Annotated in this window: 19 protein-coding genes and 1 tRNA gene; 9 read left to right on the forward strand and 11 right to left on the reverse strand. The window is 64.4% G+C overall.

The window, feature by feature from the left end; all coding sequences use genetic code 11:
* The first annotated feature begins 149 nt into the window (after positions 1 to 149).
* From FFS37_RS03590 to melA, 5 genes are read left to right on the forward strand one after another with little or no spacing between them, the layout of a single operon-like run.
* Positions 150 to 1,010: a carbohydrate ABC transporter permease gene (locus FFS37_RS03590; RefSeq protein ID WP_137929543.1), complete on the forward strand. Its 861-nt coding sequence runs from the start codon at positions 150 to 152 to the stop codon at positions 1,008 to 1,010.
* Positions 1,007 to 1,843 (forward strand): carbohydrate ABC transporter permease, encoded by an 837-nt coding sequence (locus FFS37_RS03595; protein WP_137929544.1) that lies wholly within the window; start codon positions 1,007 to 1,009, stop codon positions 1,841 to 1,843. Before FFS37_RS03590 ends, FFS37_RS03595 begins: the two co-directional genes overlap by 4 nt.
* An 8-nt stretch (positions 1,844 to 1,851) precedes the next feature.
* Positions 1,852 to 2,931, forward strand: coding sequence for an ABC transporter ATP-binding protein (locus FFS37_RS03600; protein ID WP_137929545.1), 1,080 nt, complete (start codon positions 1,852 to 1,854; stop codon positions 2,929 to 2,931).
* A 35-nt stretch (positions 2,932 to 2,966) separates the two neighbouring features.
* On the forward strand, positions 2,967 to 4,994 hold the full coding sequence (locus FFS37_RS03605) for an aldo/keto reductase (protein ID WP_137929546.1): 2,028 nt from the start codon (positions 2,967 to 2,969) through the stop codon (positions 4,992 to 4,994).
* 41 nt (positions 4,995 to 5,035) lie between these two features.
* Positions 5,036 to 6,406: an alpha-glucosidase/alpha-galactosidase gene (melA, locus tag FFS37_RS03610; protein WP_137929547.1), complete on the forward strand. Its 1,371-nt coding sequence runs from the start codon at positions 5,036 to 5,038 to the stop codon at positions 6,404 to 6,406.
* A 15-nt stretch (positions 6,407 to 6,421) separates the two neighbouring features.
* On the opposite strand, the gene yacG is transcribed toward melA, so the two are convergent.
* The 9 genes from yacG to FFS37_RS03660 form a co-directional block, all read right to left on the reverse strand.
* Positions 6,422 to 6,619: a DNA gyrase inhibitor YacG gene (gene yacG / locus FFS37_RS03615; protein WP_137929548.1), complete on the reverse strand. Its 198-nt coding sequence runs from the start codon at positions 6,617 to 6,619 to the stop codon at positions 6,422 to 6,424.
* Positions 6,616 to 7,242 carry a Maf-like protein gene (locus FFS37_RS03620; RefSeq protein WP_137929549.1) on the reverse strand — a complete coding sequence of 209 codons (627 nt, stop codon included), beginning with the start codon at positions 7,240 to 7,242 and terminating at the stop codon, positions 6,616 to 6,618. Before FFS37_RS03620 ends, yacG begins: the two co-directional genes overlap by 4 nt.
* A 23-nt stretch (positions 7,243 to 7,265) precedes the next feature.
* Positions 7,266 to 7,484 carry a translation initiation factor IF-1 gene (gene infA / locus FFS37_RS03625; protein ID WP_006329283.1) on the reverse strand — a complete coding sequence of 73 codons (219 nt, stop codon included), beginning with the start codon at positions 7,482 to 7,484 and terminating at the stop codon, positions 7,266 to 7,268.
* A gap of 200 nt (positions 7,485 to 7,684) precedes the next feature.
* Positions 7,685 to 8,155 carry an arsenate-mycothiol transferase ArsC gene (locus tag FFS37_RS03635; protein ID WP_137929551.1) on the reverse strand — a complete coding sequence of 157 codons (471 nt, stop codon included), beginning with the start codon at positions 8,153 to 8,155 and terminating at the stop codon, positions 7,685 to 7,687.
* Entirely contained in the window at positions 8,143 to 8,628 is a 486-nt protein-coding gene (locus FFS37_RS03640; RefSeq protein ID WP_137929552.1) for a UPF0262 family protein, read from the reverse strand. Before FFS37_RS03640 ends, FFS37_RS03635 begins: the two co-directional genes overlap by 13 nt.
* A gap of 6 nt (positions 8,629 to 8,634) precedes the next feature.
* Positions 8,635 to 9,927, reverse strand: coding sequence for a histidinol dehydrogenase (hisD, locus tag FFS37_RS03645; protein ID WP_137929553.1), 1,293 nt, complete (start codon positions 9,925 to 9,927; stop codon positions 8,635 to 8,637).
* A 5-nt stretch (positions 9,928 to 9,932) separates the two neighbouring features.
* Complete coding sequence (locus FFS37_RS03650; RefSeq protein WP_137929554.1) at positions 9,933 to 10,364, reverse strand: DUF2948 family protein; 432 nt, start codon at positions 10,362 to 10,364, stop codon at positions 9,933 to 9,935.
* Between the two features lie 126 nt (positions 10,365 to 10,490).
* Positions 10,491 to 11,783 (reverse strand): UDP-N-acetylglucosamine 1-carboxyvinyltransferase, encoded by a 1,293-nt coding sequence (murA, locus tag FFS37_RS03655; RefSeq protein ID WP_137929555.1) that lies wholly within the window; start codon positions 11,781 to 11,783, stop codon positions 10,491 to 10,493.
* A 128-nt stretch (positions 11,784 to 11,911) separates the two neighbouring features.
* The gene (locus tag FFS37_RS03660) at positions 11,912 to 12,088 is read right to left on the reverse strand and encodes a hypothetical protein (RefSeq protein ID WP_137929556.1); all 177 of its coding nucleotides are present in this window, start codon (positions 12,086 to 12,088) and stop codon (positions 11,912 to 11,914) included.
* Positions 12,089 to 12,249: 161 nt separating this feature from the next.
* Here FFS37_RS03660 and FFS37_RS03665 point away from each other — a divergent pair.
* From FFS37_RS03665 to FFS37_RS03680, 4 genes are all read left to right on the forward strand, one after another.
* Positions 12,250 to 12,324, forward strand: a tRNA-Thr gene (locus FFS37_RS03665).
* Positions 12,325 to 12,763: 439 nt separating this feature from the next.
* Positions 12,764 to 14,407 (forward strand): DUF882 domain-containing protein, encoded by a 1,644-nt coding sequence (locus tag FFS37_RS03670; RefSeq protein WP_137929557.1) that lies wholly within the window; start codon positions 12,764 to 12,766, stop codon positions 14,405 to 14,407.
* Between the two features lie 175 nt (positions 14,408 to 14,582).
* Positions 14,583 to 15,482 (forward strand): MurR/RpiR family transcriptional regulator, encoded by a 900-nt coding sequence (locus FFS37_RS03675; RefSeq protein WP_137929558.1) that lies wholly within the window; start codon positions 14,583 to 14,585, stop codon positions 15,480 to 15,482.
* Positions 15,483 to 15,524: 42 nt separating this feature from the next.
* On the forward strand, positions 15,525 to 16,841 hold the full coding sequence (locus tag FFS37_RS03680) for a M20 family metallopeptidase (RefSeq protein ID WP_137929559.1): 1,317 nt from the start codon (positions 15,525 to 15,527) through the stop codon (positions 16,839 to 16,841).
* Between the two features lie 57 nt (positions 16,842 to 16,898).
* Here FFS37_RS03680 and FFS37_RS03685 read toward each other — a convergent pair whose 3' ends face one another.
* On the reverse strand, positions 16,899 to 17,933 hold the full coding sequence (locus tag FFS37_RS03685) for a branched-chain amino acid ABC transporter permease (protein ID WP_137929560.1): 1,035 nt from the start codon (positions 17,931 to 17,933) through the stop codon (positions 16,899 to 16,901).
* Entirely contained in the window at positions 17,930 to 18,805 is an 876-nt protein-coding gene (locus tag FFS37_RS03690) for a branched-chain amino acid ABC transporter permease (RefSeq protein WP_137929561.1), read from the reverse strand. Before FFS37_RS03690 ends, FFS37_RS03685 begins: the two co-directional genes overlap by 4 nt.
* Position 18,806: the final 1 nt, after the last annotated feature.

The following is an 18,806-nucleotide window of genomic DNA, read 5'->3' on the forward strand; positions in this document are numbered from 1 at the left end:
CGCCCCTCTCCCCGTCCCTATACGGGGAGAGGATGCCGGCAGGCAGGTGAGGGGCGGCGCTGGCCTCGACAAATGATTGCCGCCAACCGTCAGCCGCATTGATAATCAACCGCCCCTGCGGCGTAGAGCAAAAACGAAAGGAGGCACCCATGCGCTACCGCAACGCCACGGCCTATCGCTTCCTCACGCCCTATCTGTTGATCTTCGCCATCTTCTGGGTGTGGCCGATCATCAGTTCTTTCATGATCTCCTTTCAGGCGACGCGCACCGTGCCGTGGCGCTTCGCCCCCGGTTTCAACTGGGGCCGGCTGATCGGCGACCCGGCCTTCTTCAACGCGTTGAAGAACACGCTGCTGATCCTCGTCATCCAGGTCCCGGTGATGATCGCGCTGGCCATGGTAATGGCGGTGCTTTTGAATTCGCCGCTGCTCAAGGCGCGCGGCCTCTACCGCTTCGCCTTCTTCGCCCCGGTCGTGGTCGGCGAGGTCGCTTACTCGGCCGTCTTCCGGCTGATGTTCAGCCTCGATTTCGGCATCGTCAACAAGCTCCTGAACAGCATTGGCCTGCCCAAGATCGACTGGTTCTCCAACGTCACGCCGGCCATGGCGCTGATCATGATCGCGGTGACCTGGCGGTGGGCGGGCTACAACGCCATCATCCTGCTTGCCGGCATGCAATCCATTCCCGAGGATGTCTATGAGGCGGCGACGCTCGACCGCGTCAGCAAGCTCAAGCAGTTCTTCTACATCACCCTGCCGCTGCTGAAACCGGTCATCGTCTTCTGTGCCGTGCTGTCCATCATCGGCACCATGCAATTGTTCACCGAACCGTTCCTGATCACCGAGCGCGGCGGACCGGGCGGCGGCACGGAGACGCTTGGTCTTTTGCTTTACCGCCAAGGCTTCCGCTCGCTCAACTTCGGCTATGCCTCCGCCGTCGCCTACACGATGGCGGCACTGGCGATCGCCATCACGCTGGTGCAGCTGTGGCTGACGAGGGAACCCAAATGAGTTCGCTTTCTTCCGCAAGGCTGAAACGCAGCATCGCGCTGCACCTCTTCCTCACGCCGCTGGCGCTGATCTGGCTGTTCCCGCTGTGGATGATGGTGGTGTTCTCCACCATGCCCGACAACGGCATCTTCAGCCCCGGCATCGAGCTTCTGCCACACGGCAATTTCGTCGACAATTTCAACAATCTGCAGCGCGACACCGACTTCGTCGGCGCCATCTTCATCTCTGTCTGCGTGGCGGTGACCTACACCGTCCTGTCGGTGCTGCTCACCTCGATGGCCGGCTGGGCGCTGGCGCGCTACCAGTTCTTCGGCAAGAGCGCGGTCGTCGCGATCATCCTGGGCACCATCACGCTGCCCTACGCGGTGGTGCTGATCCCGCAATTCATCATGGTGGCGCGCGACTTCCAGCTTGCCAACACCTGGGTGGCGCTGATCGTGCCGCCGCTGTTCAATTCGCTCGGCGTGCTGTTCATGCGCCAGAGCTTTTCGATGATGCCCGACGACCTGTTCGATGCCGCCCGCGTCGAAGGCGTCAAGGAATGGCGCATCTTCGTCTTCGTGGCATTGCCCCTGGCGCGGCCGATGTTGGCCGCGCTCTGCATCATCCTGTTCCTGGCATCTTGGAACAATTATCTGTGGCCGCTTTTGATCAACAGCCAGCCCGGTTCGATGACCGCGCCCGTGGCGCTGGGCACCCTGATCGGCCTCACCAAGGTGTCGTGGGGCGGCATCATGGCCGGCGCTGTCATGCTGACAGTGCCGATGCTCATCGTCTTCGTGCTGCTGCAGCGCCATTTCATCGCCGGCATCGCCGCCGGTGCGGTCAAGTAGAGGTCGGCATGGCAACCGTCACGCTCAAAAATGTCGTCAAGCGCTTCGGCTCGTTCGAGGTCGTCCACGGCGCCAATATCGACATCAGGGACGGCGAGTTCATCGTCTTTGTCGGCCCGTCGGGCTGCGGCAAATCCACTTTGCTCAGGATGATCGCCGGGCTCGAGGACATCAGCGGCGGCGAGATCGCCATCGGTGGCAAGGTGGTCAACGATGTCGAGCCGGCGGACCGCGGCATCGCCATGGTGTTCCAGTCCTACGCGCTCTATCCGCATATGAGCGTCGAGCAGAACCTCTCCTTCGGGCTGCGCATGACCGGCAACCCCAAGGCCGATACCGAAAGGCGGGTGAAGCGGGCCGCCGAGATTCTTCGCATCTCGGAATTGATGGACCGGCGTCCGAAGAAACTTTCCGGCGGCCAGCGCCAGCGCGTCGCCATCGGCCGCGCCATCGTGCGCGAGCCGCAGGTGTTCCTGTTCGACGAGCCGCTTTCCAATCTCGACGCCGAGCTGCGCGTCCAGATGCGGGTCGAGATCTCCCGGCTGCACAAGGAACTCGGCACCACCATGATCTACGTCACGCACGACCAGACCGAGGCGATGACACTGGCCGACCGTATCGTGGTGCTGCGCGGCGGCCATGTCGAGCAGATCGGCAAGCCGCTCGATCTCTACGACAATCCCGACAATCAGTTCGTAGCCGGTTTCGTCGGCTCGCCGAAGATGAACTTCATCAAGGCGCGCGTCGTCGGGCATGAGGCGCGTGGCGTCGTGGTCGAACTGGCCGGCGAGGAAAAGACCCGCATCGTGCAGCCGCTGGCCGATGCCGCGCCCGAGACCGGAAGCAAGGTCATCGTCGGCGTGCGGCCCGAACACTTCGGACTGGCCGGGGAGGGTGACGCCGATCTCCCTGTCGCCATCGACGTCGTCGAGCATCTCGGCGGCACCAGCTTTCTCTACGCCAGGACGGCCAATGGCGAGGACGTGGTCATCCAGCGCGACGCGACAAGGGTCCCCGACACGCCCGGGATCACCGTGTCGATCCGCAAATCCTATCTGTTCGACGAAAAAGGCTTGCGGCTGCGCTGACCGCCCGCCCCTTCCAGCTTTCAAGGAGAATGACCATGACTGCAACCGCGCCCATCCGCTGGGGCATTCTCGGGCCTGGCGGCATTGCCAAGGCCTTTGCCGGCGGCGTCGCCGGCTCGCGCACTGGAAAGCTGACCGCCATCGGCGCGCGCAATCCCGGCAAGCCGGGCCTGGCGGAAAGCTTTCCCGGCGCCCGCATCGTCGATGGCTACGAAGCCCTGCTTGCGGATCCGGACGTCGACGCGGTCTACATCGCGGTGCCGCATCCCGGCCATGCTCAGTGGGCGATCAGGGCCGCCGAAGCCGGCAAGCATGTGCTGTGCGAGAAGCCGCTTGCGCTGACCGCGTTCGAGGCCGACGCCATGATGCACGCCGCCCGCAAGGCCGGTACGTTTCTCGGCGAAGCCTTCATGTACCGGCTACACCCGCAGACGCTGCGGCTGGTCGAACTGATCAGGTCCGGCATCATCGGCGAGATCAGGATGATCAAATCGAGCTTCGGCTTCGCCATGCCGGACTTTATGCCGGAACATAGGCTCTATGCCAACGATTCCGCCGGTGGCGGCATTCTGGATGTCGGCGGCTATACCGTCTCCATGGTGCGGCTGATCGCTGGGGTGGCCGCGGGCCTCCCCTTTGCCGAGCCCGACAAGGTGGTGGGCACCGCCCATCTTGGCCAGTCCGGCGTCGACGAATGGGCCTCGGCGCTGCTGCATTTTCCCGGCGGCATCGTTGGCGAGGTGTCCTGCAGCATCTCGCTCAACCAGGACAATGTGCTGCGCATCTTCGGCACCAGGGGCCGCATCGAAGTTCCCGATTTCTGGTTTGCCGGCGGCGACCGCGACGTCGGCCTCGGCCGCATCGATGTGATCGCAGCGGACGGCGCGCGCGAAACCATAAGCGTCAACGAGACGCGCCATGTCTATTCCTTCGAGGTCGATGCCGCCGGCGAGGCCATCTTTGGCGGCCGCCAGGAATTCGCCTGGCCGGGCATGTCCTGGGCCGACAGTCTCGGCACCTTGCGTGTCCTCGACAGATGGCGTGCCGCGGCAGGACTGGAATACGGGATCGAGAAGGCCTCGCTGCGAACCAGCACTATCTCCGGCCGGCCGCTGCGCGCGGGCGGCACGGCGATCGGAAAGCGGGCCATTCCAGGCCTGGCGAAACCGGCGTCCGTGGTGGCTCTGGGCTTCGAGGATTTCCGTACCTTCTCCTCGGGTTCGATCCTGCTCGACGCCTTCTTCGAGGCGGGCGGCAATCTCTTCGACACCGGTTATGTCTATGGCGGCGGCTATACCGAGACGCTGCTTGGCCAGTGGCTGAGGAACCGTGGCGTGCGCGAGCAATCGGTGATCATCGCCAAGGGCGCGCATTCGCCGCTCTGCTATCCCGACGTGATCGGCAAGCAGCTTGCGCAGTCGCTCGATCGCCTGCAGACCGATCATGTCGATGTCTACTTCATGCATCGCGACAATCCGGACGTGCCGGTCGGCGAGTTCGTCGACGCCATGGATCGCGAGGCCAAGGCGGGCCGCATCCGTGGGCCGTTCGGCGGTTCGAACTGGACGATGCGGCGCATGGACGAGGCGATTGCCTATGCCGAGCGCACCGGCGCGCAGAAGCCGGGCGCGCTCTCCAACAACTTCTCGCTGGCCGAGATGTTGGAGCCGATCTGGGCCGGCTGCGTGGCCGCCTCCAGTGACGAGTGGAAGGCCTGGCTGACCTCCAGGCAGATGCCGAATTTCGCCTGGTCGAGCCAGGGGCGTGGCTTCTTCACCGATCGTGCCGGGCGCGACAGGCGCGACAATGAGGAATTGGTGCGGGTCTGGTACTCCGAGCGCAATTTCGGCCGCCGCGACCGCGCCATCGAGCTCGCTGCCCGTCTGGGCAAGAGCCCGATCCATATCGCTCTGGCCTACGTGCTCAACCAGCCCTTCCCGTCGGTTCCCCTGATCGGTCCGCGCACGCTTGGCGAACTCGACGACAGCCTGCTGGCCTTGAAGATATCGCTGTCGCCGGCCGAGCTGGCGTGGCTGGACGGCGGCAGCCTGCGCGCGGCATAGTCGAAGCCGCATCAAGCCCTGAACATATGCCGGAGATTGGCGTGGCAAGACATCCCAGGATCACGTTCATCGGCGCCGGCTCGACGGTGTTCATGAAGAACATCGTCGGCGACGTGCTGCAACGGCCGGCGCTGTCCGGCGCGACCATCGCGCTGATGGACATCAACCCGCAGCGGCTGGAAGAGAGCGCGGTCGTCGTCAGCAAGCTGATCGCCACGCTGGGCGTCAAGGCCAAGGCCGAGACCTTCTCGGATCAGCGCAAGGCCTTGGAAGGTGCCGACTTCGTCGTCGTCGCCTTCCAGATCGGCGGCTACGAGCCCTGCACCGTCACCGATTTCGAGGTGCCGAAGAAATACGGCCTGCGCCAGACGATCGCCGACACGCTCGGCGTCGGCGGCATCATGCGTGGCTTGAGGACCGTTCCGCATCTGTGGAAGATCTGCGAGGACATGCTCGCCGTCTGTCCGCGGGCGATCATGCTGCAATATGTCAACCCGATGGCGATCAACACCTGGGCGATATCGGAGAAGTTTCCCGACATCAGGCAGGTCGGCCTCTGTCATTCGGTCCAAGGCACGGCCATGGAACTCGCGCACGATCTCGACCTTCCCTATGACGAGATCCGCTACCGCTCGGCCGGCATCAACCACATGGCCTTCTATCTCAGCTTCGAGCACCGCCAGCCGGACGGTTCCTACCGCGACCTCTATCCCGATCTCGTGCGCGCCTATCGCGAGGGCCGTGCGCCCAAGCCGGGCTGGAATCCGCGCTGCCCCAACAAGGTTCGCTACGAAATGCTGACCCGGCTCGGCTATTTCGTCACCGAAAGCTCGGAGCATTTCGCCGAATACACCCCTTATTTCATCAAGGGCGGCCGCCCGGACCTGATCGAGAAATACGGCATCCCGCTCGATGAATACCCCAAGCGCTGCATCGAGCAGATCGAGCACTGGAAGGGGCAGGCGCAAGCCTACCGGTCGGCGAATCGCATCGAAGTCGAACAGTCCAGCGAATATGCTTCTTCGATCATGAACTCGGTGTGGACCGGCGAACCCTCGGTGATCTACGGCAATGTTCGCAACAATGGCTGCATCACCTCGCTGCCCAGGGAGTGCGCGGCTGAAGTGCCATGCCTGGTCGACGCTTCCGGCATCCAGCCGACTTACATCGGTGACCTGCCGCCGCAACTGACAGCCCTGATGCGCACCAACATCAATGTGCAGGAACTGACCGTGCGCGCGCTGATGAGCGAGAACCGCGAGCACATCTATCATGCGGCGATGATGGATCCGCATACAGCCGCCGAGCTCGATCTCGACCAGATCTGGTCGCTCGTCGACGACCTTCTGGCCGCTCATGGCGACTGGCTGCCGGCCTGGGCGCGCGGGCGGCGCGAGACTGAAGCTGCCTGAGCGTGAGCCCGGTGTCTATTGCGGCTCGTCGGCGTCGGGCTCGTCCTCGTCGTCGCGGGCCGCGATCACATAGGCGCCGCTCAGCCAACGGTTGAGGTCGATGTCCTTGCAGCGCTTCGAGCAGAACGGATAGGTCTCGCGCGCCGACGGCTTGCCGCATTCAGGGCAGGGGCGCTTGGGTCGCAGCGGCGTCACCTTGTCGTCCAGGCTCATGGCCGCGGGGACAGCCAGTTCTGGTGGATCTTGAAGCCTTCACCGGAAAGCAGAGCCACCGTCTCGTAGAGCGGCAGGCCGACGACATTGGTGTAGGAGCCGACGAGCTTCACGACGAAGGAGCCGGCGAGGCCCTGGACGGCGTAGCCGCCGGCCTTGCCGCGCCACTCGCCGGCCGCGACATAGGCGTCGATCTCCTCGCGCGGCAAACGTTTGAAGCGCACCCGCGTCTCGACCAGCCGCTGGCGCAGCTTGCCGCCCGGCGTGATCAGGCAGATGCCGGAATAGACCCGGTGCGAACGGCCCGACAGCAGGCCGAGGCAATTGGCGGCGTCGTCGAGCGTCTCGGCCTTGGGCAGTATGCGCCGCCCGACCGCGACCACCGTGTCGGCGGCCAGCAGGAAGCTCGGTGCATAGTCGGCCTCGGTCTTGAGCGACGCGAACGCCTTCTCGGCCTTTTCCTTCGACAGCCGCTTGGCCAGCGAGCGCGGATGCTCGGCGCGCAGCGGCGTTTCGTCGATATCGGCTGGCAGGATGCGGTCCGGCTCGATACCGGCCTGCTGCAGGAGTTCGATGCGGCGCGGCGAGCCCGAGGCAAGCACCAGCTTTTGCAGAATGCTCATCGCGAACCAGTCACGCCCTGATCTTACTTGAAGCGGTAGGTGATGCGGCCCTTGGTCAGGTCGTATGGCGTCATCTCGACCAGAACCTTGTCACCGGTCAGCACGCGGATGCGGTTCTTGCGCATGCGGCCGGCCGTGTGGGCGATGATCTCGTGTTCGTTTTCGAGCTTTACCCTGAACATCGCGTTGGGCAACAATTCCGTGACGATACCCGGAAACTCGAGGACTTCTTCCTTCGGCATTCTATACCTTTGCTTGGATGGCGGTTCCGGCGCCTAGAGCGTGATGCCGAAAAGTTTGAAACGGCTTTCGGACGACATCATGCTCTACTTCTTTGACCTGGAGGCGGATTCGGATTTCAGGTCGAACAGGCCTGAAATCATCCGACTCCAGCCGGAATTTCGGCGGAACCTATATGATAATCGTCCCTTTGTGAACACGCTTAATCCGTTGCTTTTTCCGCTTCTGGAAGCAAAAAACGTCGGTTTATGCGCAACTTCAGCCGCTCGCGCACGTCACGGTATGCCGCCATGATCTGTTCGCGCGTTCCGCCGGCGTCCGTTGGATCCGGTGTCGGCCAGTATTCGACCTCGACGGCAAGCGAGCGGGTGAGCTCGAGCGCGGCATGATGCGCCTCTGGAGCGAGCGTCACGATCAGGTCGAAATAGTCGTCCTCGAGCTCGTCCAGCGTCCTTGGATGCCGCTCGCCGAGCGAAAGGCCTTCCTCGGCGAGCGCGGCATCGACGAACGGATCGCGCTCGCCGGCACGCACGCCGGCCGAGGCGACGAAGATGGTTGCGGGCAGCATCCGGCGCGTCAGCTGCTCTGCCATCGGCGAGCGCACGGCATTCATGCCGCACAGGAACAGGATCGAGCGGGGCAGGGCGCCGGATACCAGGATCAGCCCCGCCAGTGCAGCACGCAGACCAGCGTGAACAGCCGGCGCGCCGTATCGAAGTCGATGTCGATCTTGCCGGATAGCCGGTCCATCAGTGTCTGCGAGCCCTCATTGTGCAGGCCGCGCCGTCCCATGTCGATCGCCTCGATATGGCTTGGCGTCGAGGAGCGGATGGCGTCGTAATAGCTTTCGCAGATCATGTAGTAATCCTTGACGATGCGCCTGAGCGGCGTCAGCGACAGGATGTGGGTGACGACGGCGCTGCCGTCCTCGCGGGCGACGGCAAAGACCAGGCGCTGCTCGGCCAGCGACAGTTTCAGCCGGTAGGGGCCGCTGCCGCTGTCGTTGACGGGCAGGAAGCTGTTCTCCTCGATCAGGTCGAAGATCGCCACCGCGCGCTCATGCTCGACATCCGGGGTCGAACGGCCGATCGATTCATCGAGTTCGACATCGATCAGTTTTGCGCGGGTTTGATCGGAGCCCGTCATATCAGCCTACATGTTCAGCCGTATGGCGACGGAGCGGCCATGTGCGTCGAGCCCTTCCGCCTGGGCGAGCGCGATCGCGGGCGGCGCCAGCAATCGCAACTGCTCCGGTCCGAGCTTCAGGACTGAGGTGCGCTTGACGAAGTCGAGCACCGACAGGCCGGACGAGAAGCGCGCCGAGCGGGCTGTCGGCAGCACATGGTTGGAACCGCCGACATAGTCGCCGATGGCTTCGGGCGTATGGCGGCCGAGAAAGACGGCACCGGCATTGCGCATCCGCGACAGGAAACCTTCGGCATCGTCGATGGCCAGTTCGACATGTTCGGCGGCAATGCGGTCGACCAGCGGCAGCGATGCCTCGATCGCTCGAACCTCGATCACCGCGCCGAAATCGCGCCAGCTGGCGGCGGCTGTTTCGCCGCGCGGCAAGCTCTCCAACTGGCGCTCCACCGCCTGCTCGACCGCTCTGCCGAAGGCCGGATCGTCGGTGATCAGGATCGACTGCGCCGACACGTCATGCTCGGCCTGGGCAAGCAGGTCGGCGGCGATCCAGTCCGGATTGTTGTTGCCGTCGGCGACCACGAGCACTTCCGAGGGGCCGGCGATCATGTCGATGCCGACGGTGCCGAACACCTGGCGCTTCGCCGCCGCGACATAGGCATTGCCTGGTCCCACGACCTTGGCGACCGGCTTTATCGTCTCGGTGCCATAGGCAAGGGCGGCGATCGCCTGCGCGCCGCCGACGCGGTAAATCTCCGAAACGCCGGCTATGTCGGCGGCCACCAGCACCAGCGGCGGTATGGCGCCGCCGGTGGCGGGCACGCAAATCGCGATGCGTTCGACACCGGCAACCTTGGCCGGTATGGCATTCATCAGCACCGAGCTTGGATAGCTCGCGGTGCCGCCCGGCACATAGAGCCCGACGGCTTCGATCGCCGTCCAGCGCCAGCCAAGTTCGACGCCCGCGGCATCCGTATAGCGATTGTCCCTGGGAAGCTGCTGCTCATGATAGGCGCGGATGCGGTCGCGCGCGAATTCGAGAGCCTTGATCGTCTGCGGATCGGCGCCCTCATAGGCGCGGGCGATCTCCTCCTTCGACACCGCGATGCCGATGCTTTTCAGGTCGGCGCGGTCGAACCGGCTGGAATAGTCGATCAGCGCGGCATCGCCCTCGGCGCGCACCCGCGCGATGATCTCGCGCACCGCGGCCTCGACATCGGCGGATACTTCCCGCTTGGTCGTGAGGAAGGCTGCGAAACGCTGCTCGAAATCGGCGTCGGACTGGCGCAATGTGATGGCCATGGGGCTCAGGCCCTGTGGACCGGGCGCGACGTGGCTTCCCACGCGCCGCCAATATCGGCAAGCCGGGCTTCGACGCACTCGACGTCGAGCATGATCGTGCCGCCCCCCGAAAAGATCAATTCGATGATGCCGGCGGGCTTGCTGATCTCGATGAAGCTGACGGCCAGCAGGGAGAGCACTTCGGCCGGCTTGTCGCGGGCGATGCCGTTGGTCTTGGCGCCGAGCACCCGGTCGAAGTGCAGCACGGCCTGCCGCCGCTCATTGTGCTGGCGAAACAGGCCGGATTTGGCCTCCCAGACGAAACGGTTCATGGTCAGCACGAAACGCTTGGCCGCGGGCAGGTATTCGAGGTCGCTGACTTTCAGGACGGCATCCTGAACATGGGCCGAAACGATGCTCAGATCCTGGTCGTCGAGCGCGATAAGCTTGAGGGCCATGCGGAATTCGTACCTAAGATTGGTTTCAGCCTTCTGTTAGGCGGTCTTGGCGATCCGTGCAACCGTTGGCGAAGCTGCTGATCTCCCCCCGCAAAGGGGGGTGATCAGCCGTCACCGCTGAAGCGCCTAAGCCGAAATCCGCTCGATCACCGCGCCGCAATTGGACAGCTTTTCCTCCAGCCGCTCGAAGCCGCGGTCGAGATGGTAGACGCGGTTGACGGTGGTCTCGCCTTCGGCCGCGAGGCCGGCGATGACCAGCGAGACCGAGGCGCGCAGGTCGGTGGCCATGACGGGCGCGCCCTTCAGCTTCGCCACGCCGTCGACGATCGCCGTCTGGCCCGAAAGCGTGATGTGGGCGCCGAGCCGGGCCAGTTCCTGGACGTGCATGAAGCGGTTTTCGAAGATCGTCTCGGTGATGCGCGACTTGCCCTTGGCCATGGTCATCAGGCCCATGAACTGCGCCTGCAGATCGGTCGGGAACGCCGGGAAGGGGGCCGTCGTCACGTCGACAGGCGAAATGCCGGCGCCGTTGCGCTTCACCCGGATACCGGAATTGGTCTGCGTGATCTCGGCGCCCGTCTGCGCGATCACGTCCAGCGCGGTCTGCAGCAGTTCGGGACGCGCGCCTTCCAGCACGACGTCGCCGCCGGTCATCGCCACCGCCATTGCGTAAGTGCCGGTCTCGATGCGGTCGGGAATGACACGCACGCGGGCGCCCGAAAGCGCCTCGACGCCGTCGATGGTGATGGTGGGCGTTCCGGCGCCCGAAATCCTGGCGCCCATGGCGTTCAGGCATTCGGCGAGGTTGACGATCTCGGGCTCGCAGGCGGCGTTCTCGAGAACGGTTTCGCCCTTGGCCAGCGAAGCCGCCATCATCAGCACGTGTGTGGCGCCGACCGAGACTTTCGGGAAGACATAGCGGTTGCCGACGAGGCGGCCGTTCTTGGTCTTGGCGATGACGTAGCCGGTGTCGACATCGAGATCGGCGCCGAGCGCCTGCAGTCCTTCGAGGAAAAGATCGACCGGGCGCGTGCCGATGGCGCAGCCGCCGGGCAGCGAGACCTTGGCCTCGCCCATGCGGGCCAGCAGTGGTCCGATCACCCAGAACGAGGCGCGCATCTTCGACACAAGCTCGTAGGGCGCCGTCGTGTCGACGATGTTGCGGGCGGAAAAATTGATGGTGCGCGAATAGCCCTCATTCTGCTTCTCGCGGCGCCCGTTGACCGAATAGTCGACGCCGTGATTGCCGAGAATGCGGATCAGCTGCTCGACATCGGCCAGGTGCGGCACGTTTTCCAGGGTCAGCGTGTCATCGGTCAGCAGCGAGGCGATCATCAGCGGCAGGGCGGCGTTTTTCGCACCCGAGATCGGAATGCTCCCGGCGAGCTTGTTGCCGCCGACAATTCTGATGCGATCCATGGAAGAACGTCCCTCTCGGCCGAAAAGGCCGGTTCAATCGTTTGAGTGTCGGCCCGTCTAGACCATTGGGCGATGTGGTTCAAGAAATAGGATTTCGCCCGTCCCGGGCCAAGAGTGGCCGATTTGAGTTAATCTTTCTGCATTTTTTCTGCCACGCCGAGCCCGTCCGCCCGCTGGTCGGCCTCGCCGGTGCGGCGCGAGCGTGACTGCGCCTTGCGCTTCTGCAGATTGGCGCGCAATTGCTCGGCGAGCCTGTTTTTGCGGTCCGTGCCGCCGTTTTTAGGTGATATCGTCTTGTCGCTCATCATCGTGCCCCTGCCGGCGACCGGCCAAACCGCCATTCAGGCATAGCCAACATTATGGCACCGCCATGTCCTGGAAAGCTATCCGGCAAAGGCTTCCACAGAAGCGTCGTTCTTGGCCTTGCGCTTGCCGGTTCGATATGGCAGAAGCCCCGCCATCAGCGGCTGCGGTAGCTCAGTGGTAGAGCACTCCCTTGGTAAGGGAGAGGTCGAGAGTTCAATCCTCTCTCGCAGCACCAGTCTCCTGAAAGCAAAATTCCCTGTCCAGCCGCCAAAGGCTGTAGATTCGGATATCGGAAACAATCAGGAGCGATCTGTACCGCTGTACGCGCAAAATCGATGCCAGGGAATCGGTCCGGCAATACCTCGCGAATCGCGGCTTCCGCTGCATGGTCTGAGACCGGGTCGCCAGGCGGATCATTCCGTTGTGCGCCGGAACGCGAGTCTCCCCGGTAGCGTAAGCATGCTCGTTACTCCGGCACCCGCCAAGCTTGGCATGAAGCGTGTTTGCCGCAAGGAACACGATTCATTAACCAAGATGCTGTTCTTCGTGTTCTGGAATGAATATCTGTGCGCCTGGCCTGGCGGCTGCTTTTGTCGGGTCGGCAGCACCGAAAGGAAGCGTCCTCATCCCGGCGAAGACGTGAAACGGCCCCAAATGAAGACAATGTGCAACGCATGAACCTGATTGAAAGCGAACAGAACGCGCCAGGCGCTTCCCGTCGTTGGACATGGTTGCCGGCTGTCGCGGTAGCGTTGCTATGCATGTGCGCCACCAGCGCGTTGGCCGAGACGCGTGCGCTCAGGATTCAACACCTGCATACGGGCGAGAAGGCGGAGATCGTCTTCAAGCGCAACGGGCGCTACGATCAGGCGGGATTGAAGAAGATCAACTTCATGCTGCGCGACTGGCGCCGCAACGAGCCGACCAGGATGGACCCTCGTCTGCTCGACCTTGTCTGGCAGGCCTACCGCGCCAGCGGCTCGAGCAGCTATATCCAGGTGGTCAGCGCCTACCGGTCGCCGGCGACCAACGCCATGCTGCGCAGCCGCTCCAAGGGCGTCGCCCGCGAAAGCCAGCATATGGTCGGCCGCGCCATGGACTTCTTCCTGCCTGACGTGCCGCTGAAGAAACTGCGCGACATCGGCCTCAGGATGCAGGGCGGCGGCGTCGGCTACTACCCGACATCGGGCTCGCCCTTCATCCATATGGACGTCGGCAATGTCAGGCACTGGCCGGGCATCAGCCGCCAGGAGCTCGCCAGGGTTTTCCCGGACGGCAAGACGCTGCATGTGCCGAGCGACGGCAGGCCGCTGCCCGGCTTCGACCAGGCGCTCGCTGCTTACAAGTCGCGCAAGGCCGCGGGCACGCCCAACATCGAACTGGCAAGCGCCGACAGCGGTCAGCGCAGGCCGGCGCGCGGCTTGCTGGCGACAATTCTGGGCGGTCGCGGCGCGGACGAAGCCGACGACGCCGCTGAAGCGGTGCCTGCGCCACGCAAACCGGCCCGGCCGGTTGAAGCCGGTCCGACACCGAAGATCGCCATCGTGGCGCCGGAAGCGGCCCAGCGCACTGAAATCCCGATGGCTCCGGCCGGCCAGGCGGAAGAACCGCCGGCCACGACGAATACGAACACGCCGGAGGCGATCGTTATGGCGATGGCGCCCGGCGCGGTGCCGCTACCCGCCTTCGCACCGCGCGCCGAGCCCGCCGCCAGCATTCCGACACCGCAAACCGTGCCGTTCGCAGTGGCCAGCGCATCCCCGGCGCGGGCCGAACCAGCGGCCACGCAGCCGGCGGCCAACACCGAAATTCCCGTGGCCAAGGCCGATGCCGCCCTGCCGAGCGTCGCGCCGGAGATGGTGGCGCTCAACGTTCCGTTGCCGACATGGCGGCCCCAAAACCAGGCAAGTGCGCCGCAGCCGGAACAGGCCAAGGCCGGCGAAGCGATTCACGCCTTGCTGGCCATGCGCCCCGCCGACAACGGCGTCGACGCGCTGGCCGGCCAACGTATTGCGGTTCCGGCGCCGAGACCCGAAGATGTCAGGACCAGCGCGAAGGCGGATCGTGTCCAGCCGCGTCTCGATCCCGAAGCCACTGCCGTTGTGGTGCCGGTGTCGGCAGGCCGGCCGCGCGAGACAGCTCGTGGCCTCGCCGGCGGAACTGGATCGACGGCGGCGCCGATCATTGCCGCCAATTATATCCGCACGGCGCCCGAGCAGGTTTATCTCGCCGGGTTCCAGCCGCGAGGACAGTCGGCCGATCACCGCCGCTTCACCGGCTCCGCCGTGAAATTCCTGCCGATCGCCAGCTTCAAATAGGGCGGGCAGCAACCGTCCGATCGGGCATGGAAAATGTGCTGTGCCGTATCGAGGGCGATGCCTGTCGCCCTGTTCCCGGGATGCCGCCCGGTTGCTCTGTAAGATATTTTCCAAATTTGACAAATGTGGGTGAAATTGTAAGGTAATCGTCTTCCCCTGGCGAGAGGCGATGACGATGTCGATCCGCGAAGAACTGGCCAACACGACCTTGGCGTTCACGTCGGCGGAAGAGAAGATCGTCCAGGTCCTGCTCGCCGACTATCCCATGTCGGGATTGGGAACGGCGACCAGGCTGGCGCGCCGCGCCGGGGTCAGCGATCCCAGTGTGACGCGCCTGATGACCAAGCTTGGCTATACCGGTTTCGCCGACTTCCAGGCGCGGCTGCTCGCCGAAGTCGAATCCAGGCTGCATTCGCCGCTCTTGATGATGGAGGCCAAGCGCCCGGGCGGCTCGAGCGAGAGCACGGCCCTTGCCTATTTCCATTCGGTTTCCGACAGCCTGGAGCGCACGCGCACGGCGGTGCCTCTGCAAGCCTATACCCGCGCCGTCAACCTGCTGCTGGAGACGAGGGGCCAGGTCGTGCTGCTGGGCGGCCGGTTCAGCCGCCATATCGCCTCCATGCTCGCCGGCTACCTCCTGCAGTTCCGCTCCGGCGTGCGCGACATCGGCTCGCTCAGCCCGGCCGATTTCGACCTTCTGATCGATCTCGGCAAACGCGATCTTCTGGTCGTCTTCGATTATCGTCGCTACCAGTCGGACGTCGTGCGTTTCGCACAGCAGGCGCATGAGCGCGGCGTCTCCATCCTGCTGTTCACAGATGTGTGGCTGTCGCCGATATCGGAAATCGCCGACCTGACCATGGTCGCGGCGATCGACGCCAATTCGCCGTTCGACACGCTGGCGACCGCTGTCGCGCAGATGGAAACCGTCTTTGCCCACGCATTGGAAGGCCATGGCGCCGGCGTGCGCAAGCGCATCGAGGACATCGAGAAGATCCGCCGCGCCAATGCCGTCACCCTCGATGCGGTCCTGTCGCCGCCGGACTCCGAAAAACCCAGAACCCCCAGGAAATAGCGTCGATAAATCGGGCGCTGCGATGCGAAGGAAGGAACAATCATGCCTGATATCAACACCGTCATCGATGCCGTGCAGGCCGGGATCGAGGCCGACCGCGACTGGCTGATCGGGTTGACCCGCGACATGGTCCGCATCCCTTCGGTCAATCCCAAGTTCGAGGCCAATCCGGCGATCAACCGTGAGGCGGACGTCCAGGCGCTGCTCGAACCGATCCTCAAGCAGGACGGCTTTGTCACGCAACAGTGGGACGCCTTGCCCGGCCGGCCCAATCTGGTCGGCGAATGGGCCGGCGACGAGGCCCGCAGCCTGATCCTGTGCGGACATATCGACGTGGTGCCGGTCGGCGAGGCAAAGGACTGGTCCGTCGATCCGTTCGGCGGCGAGATCACCAATGGGCGCCTCTATGGCCGCGGCGCGGTCGACATGAAGGGCGGCGTGGCGGCCTGCGTCGCCGCCGCGCATGCCATCAGGAAGGCCGGCATCACGCTGCAGGGACGGCTGGCGATCCATTCCGTCGTCGACGAGGAAGCCGGCGGCTTCGGCGCCATCGATGCCGTGAAGAAGGGCAAGCTCGCCAAGGCGGTGCTTGTCGCCGAGCCGACCTGGGGCGATGTCCTGCCGGTCGAGGGCGGACTGGAATGGGCGCGCGTGACGATCCGGGGCCGTAACGCGCATTCGGCGCTGCGCTACAACGAGATCTACCCGCAGCGCCATGACAAGGACCGCCTGAAGCCGGGCGTCAACGCGATCGAGATCGCGGCACGGTTCATCGCCGCGGTCCGTCAGTACGAGCTCGACCGCACGCGTGCCAAATCCCATCCGCTGCTGCCGCTCGGCATGAACACCATCAACATCGGCGTCGTGCATGGCGGAACGGGACTTGGCGAGCATGGCCTGCCGACGGTGATGACCAATCCGGCCATCATCCCCGATGTCGCCGTACTCGACCTCGACATGAAATTCCTGCCGGACGAGAACTCCGCCGACTATCGCCGCGATTTCGAGGCCTTCGTGCATCATTTCGCCCAGACCGATGCCTGGCTGCGCGACAACCCGCCGACCATACAGTGGGAACTCGGCGGTCTTCACTTTCCGCCGATGAACACGCCGGTCGACCATCCGCTGGTGACGTCGCTGATGAAGCGCAAGGCCGCTGTCGGCAAGGCGCCGGAGGCCCGCGGTTTCGTCGCCGTGTGCGATGCCGCCCACTATGCCGGTGCCGGCGTCGACGGCGTCATCTTCGGCCCGTCGGGCGACGGCTTCCATGGCGCCAACGAATATGTCGAAGTCGAGTCCGTTGTGGAAACAGCCAAGGTCATCGCGGCCTCGGTGATCGACTGGTGCGGCGTGCGCTGAAGCAAACCGGAGAGAGTGCGGATTGGGCTCCGCACTCTCATTTTCGGCGATGCTGGATCAGGCCGTGCGTTTGAATTTCCCGGCGGCGGCATCCCATACGGACCGGATCATGCCGGCGAGCCCGCTGGGATAGGCCAGCATCACGCCGATGATCAGCACCGCGGTGATCATCGGCCGCCATGCGCCGAAATCGGCCATCCACTCGGCGAAGATCGTCAGCACGAAGGAGGCGATGATCGCGCCGTAGATCGTGCTGGTGCCACCGAGCAGCACCATCGACAGGATGATGGTCGCGAGGCTCATGCCGAACACGTCGATCGAGGCGTTGCGCTGGTAGGCGGCGTAGAACGCGCCGGCAATGCCGGTGAAGAAGGCGCTTGCGGCAAGCGTCAGCATGCGCTGGCGCACGATCGAGACGCCGCGGCTGATGGCGTATTCCTCATTGTCGCGCAGCGCCACGATGCTGGCTCCGGTGCGTGAGCGCACGAACACGCGCAGGAACAGCGTGCTTGCCGCCAGCAGCGCCAGCGCGATGTAGAAATAGGCAAACTTGCCGTCGCGGACCATGTTGTGGTCGAACCAGTAGAGACCCGGAATGCGCACGATCCCTTGGGTGCCGCCGGTGATGTCGGACTGGCTGAGTATCACCTGCATGACCAGCTGCGCGAAGCCGAACGTGACCAGGATGATGTAGATGCCCTTCAGGCGCAGGATCGGGATGGTCACCAGGATCGCCGCCAGCGTGGCGATGATGCCGCTGGCAAGCAATCCGGCCCATGGGTCGATCCCGGCCAGCTTGGTCAGCAGGCTGTAGGCGTAGACGCCGATGCCGAACAGCGCCAGGTGGCCGAAATTGAAGACGCCGCCGTAGCCGAGGCTGAGATCCCAGTTCGAGGCGACGATGGCATAAATGAAGGCCATGATCAGGATGTGCCGGGCGTAGGTGTCGCCGAAGAGCAGCGGCAGCAGCGCCAGCACGGCGAAACCCAGCACGAAGCCGACGGCCTCGACCTTCCAGGGCGTGCGCCCGGGGGCGGCTTGGTTTGCCGCCCGCGTGCGGATCGGTGCGATCGGCGAGGTGGTGTCGGTCATGCCAGGCCTCGCGAGCGGCTGGAGAAAATGCCCTCGGGACGAACCATCAGGGTCAGGATGAGAACGCCGAACAGCAGCGCGGGCGTCCAGTAGAGGCCGAAATAGTAGCTGCAGGCGGCTTCGAAGAAGCCGATCAGATAGGCGGCGAAGATCGGTCCCGATATGCTCGATATGCCGCCGAAGACGACGACGATCAGCGCCTTGAGCAGCGGGTCGCTGCCCATGACCGGCGACATGAAGCGGTAGCCGCCCATGAAGATGCCGGCCAGGCCGGCCAGCGAGGCGGCGATGGCGAAGGCAAGACCGTAGAGCGCGGTGACGTTGAGGCCGACCAGATGGCTGGCATCCTCGTTCTGCGCCACGGCGCGCAACGCCAGCCCGAGCCGCGTGCGGTTGAGGAACACCCACAGCGCCGCCAGGATCAAGGGGGTGATGACGATGATGGCGATCTGGTGAAGTGAGACGCCGACGCCGCCGATCGTGGTGTTGCCGTCGATGAGCGCCGGGATCTGCTTGGAGCGCGGCCCCCATATGGTAAGCGCCCCGTTCTCGATCAGCGATCCGGCGGCCAGCGTGGTGATGACGACCACCAGCACGATGTTGGGCCGGCCGATGAGCGGCCGCACGACGCTTGCCTGGAGGATCCAGCCGACGCCGGCCATGACGACGACGGCGACCGGAAAGGCGACCGCGGCCGGCAATCCGAGTTCCACCAGCTGCCAGGCGATGTAGGCGCCCAGCATCATGAAGACGCCGTGGCTGAAGTTGAACACGCCGATCGTCGTCCAGACCAGGGCGAGCCCGACCGCCATCATGGCGTAGAGCGAGCCCTGGAACAGGCCGCCGAACAGGATTTCCGCCAATGCGCTCATT

It is taken from the genome of Mesorhizobium comanense (genome assembly GCF_005503535.1).
GTDB lineage: Bacteria > Pseudomonadota > Alphaproteobacteria > Rhizobiales > Rhizobiaceae > Mesorhizobium > Mesorhizobium comanense.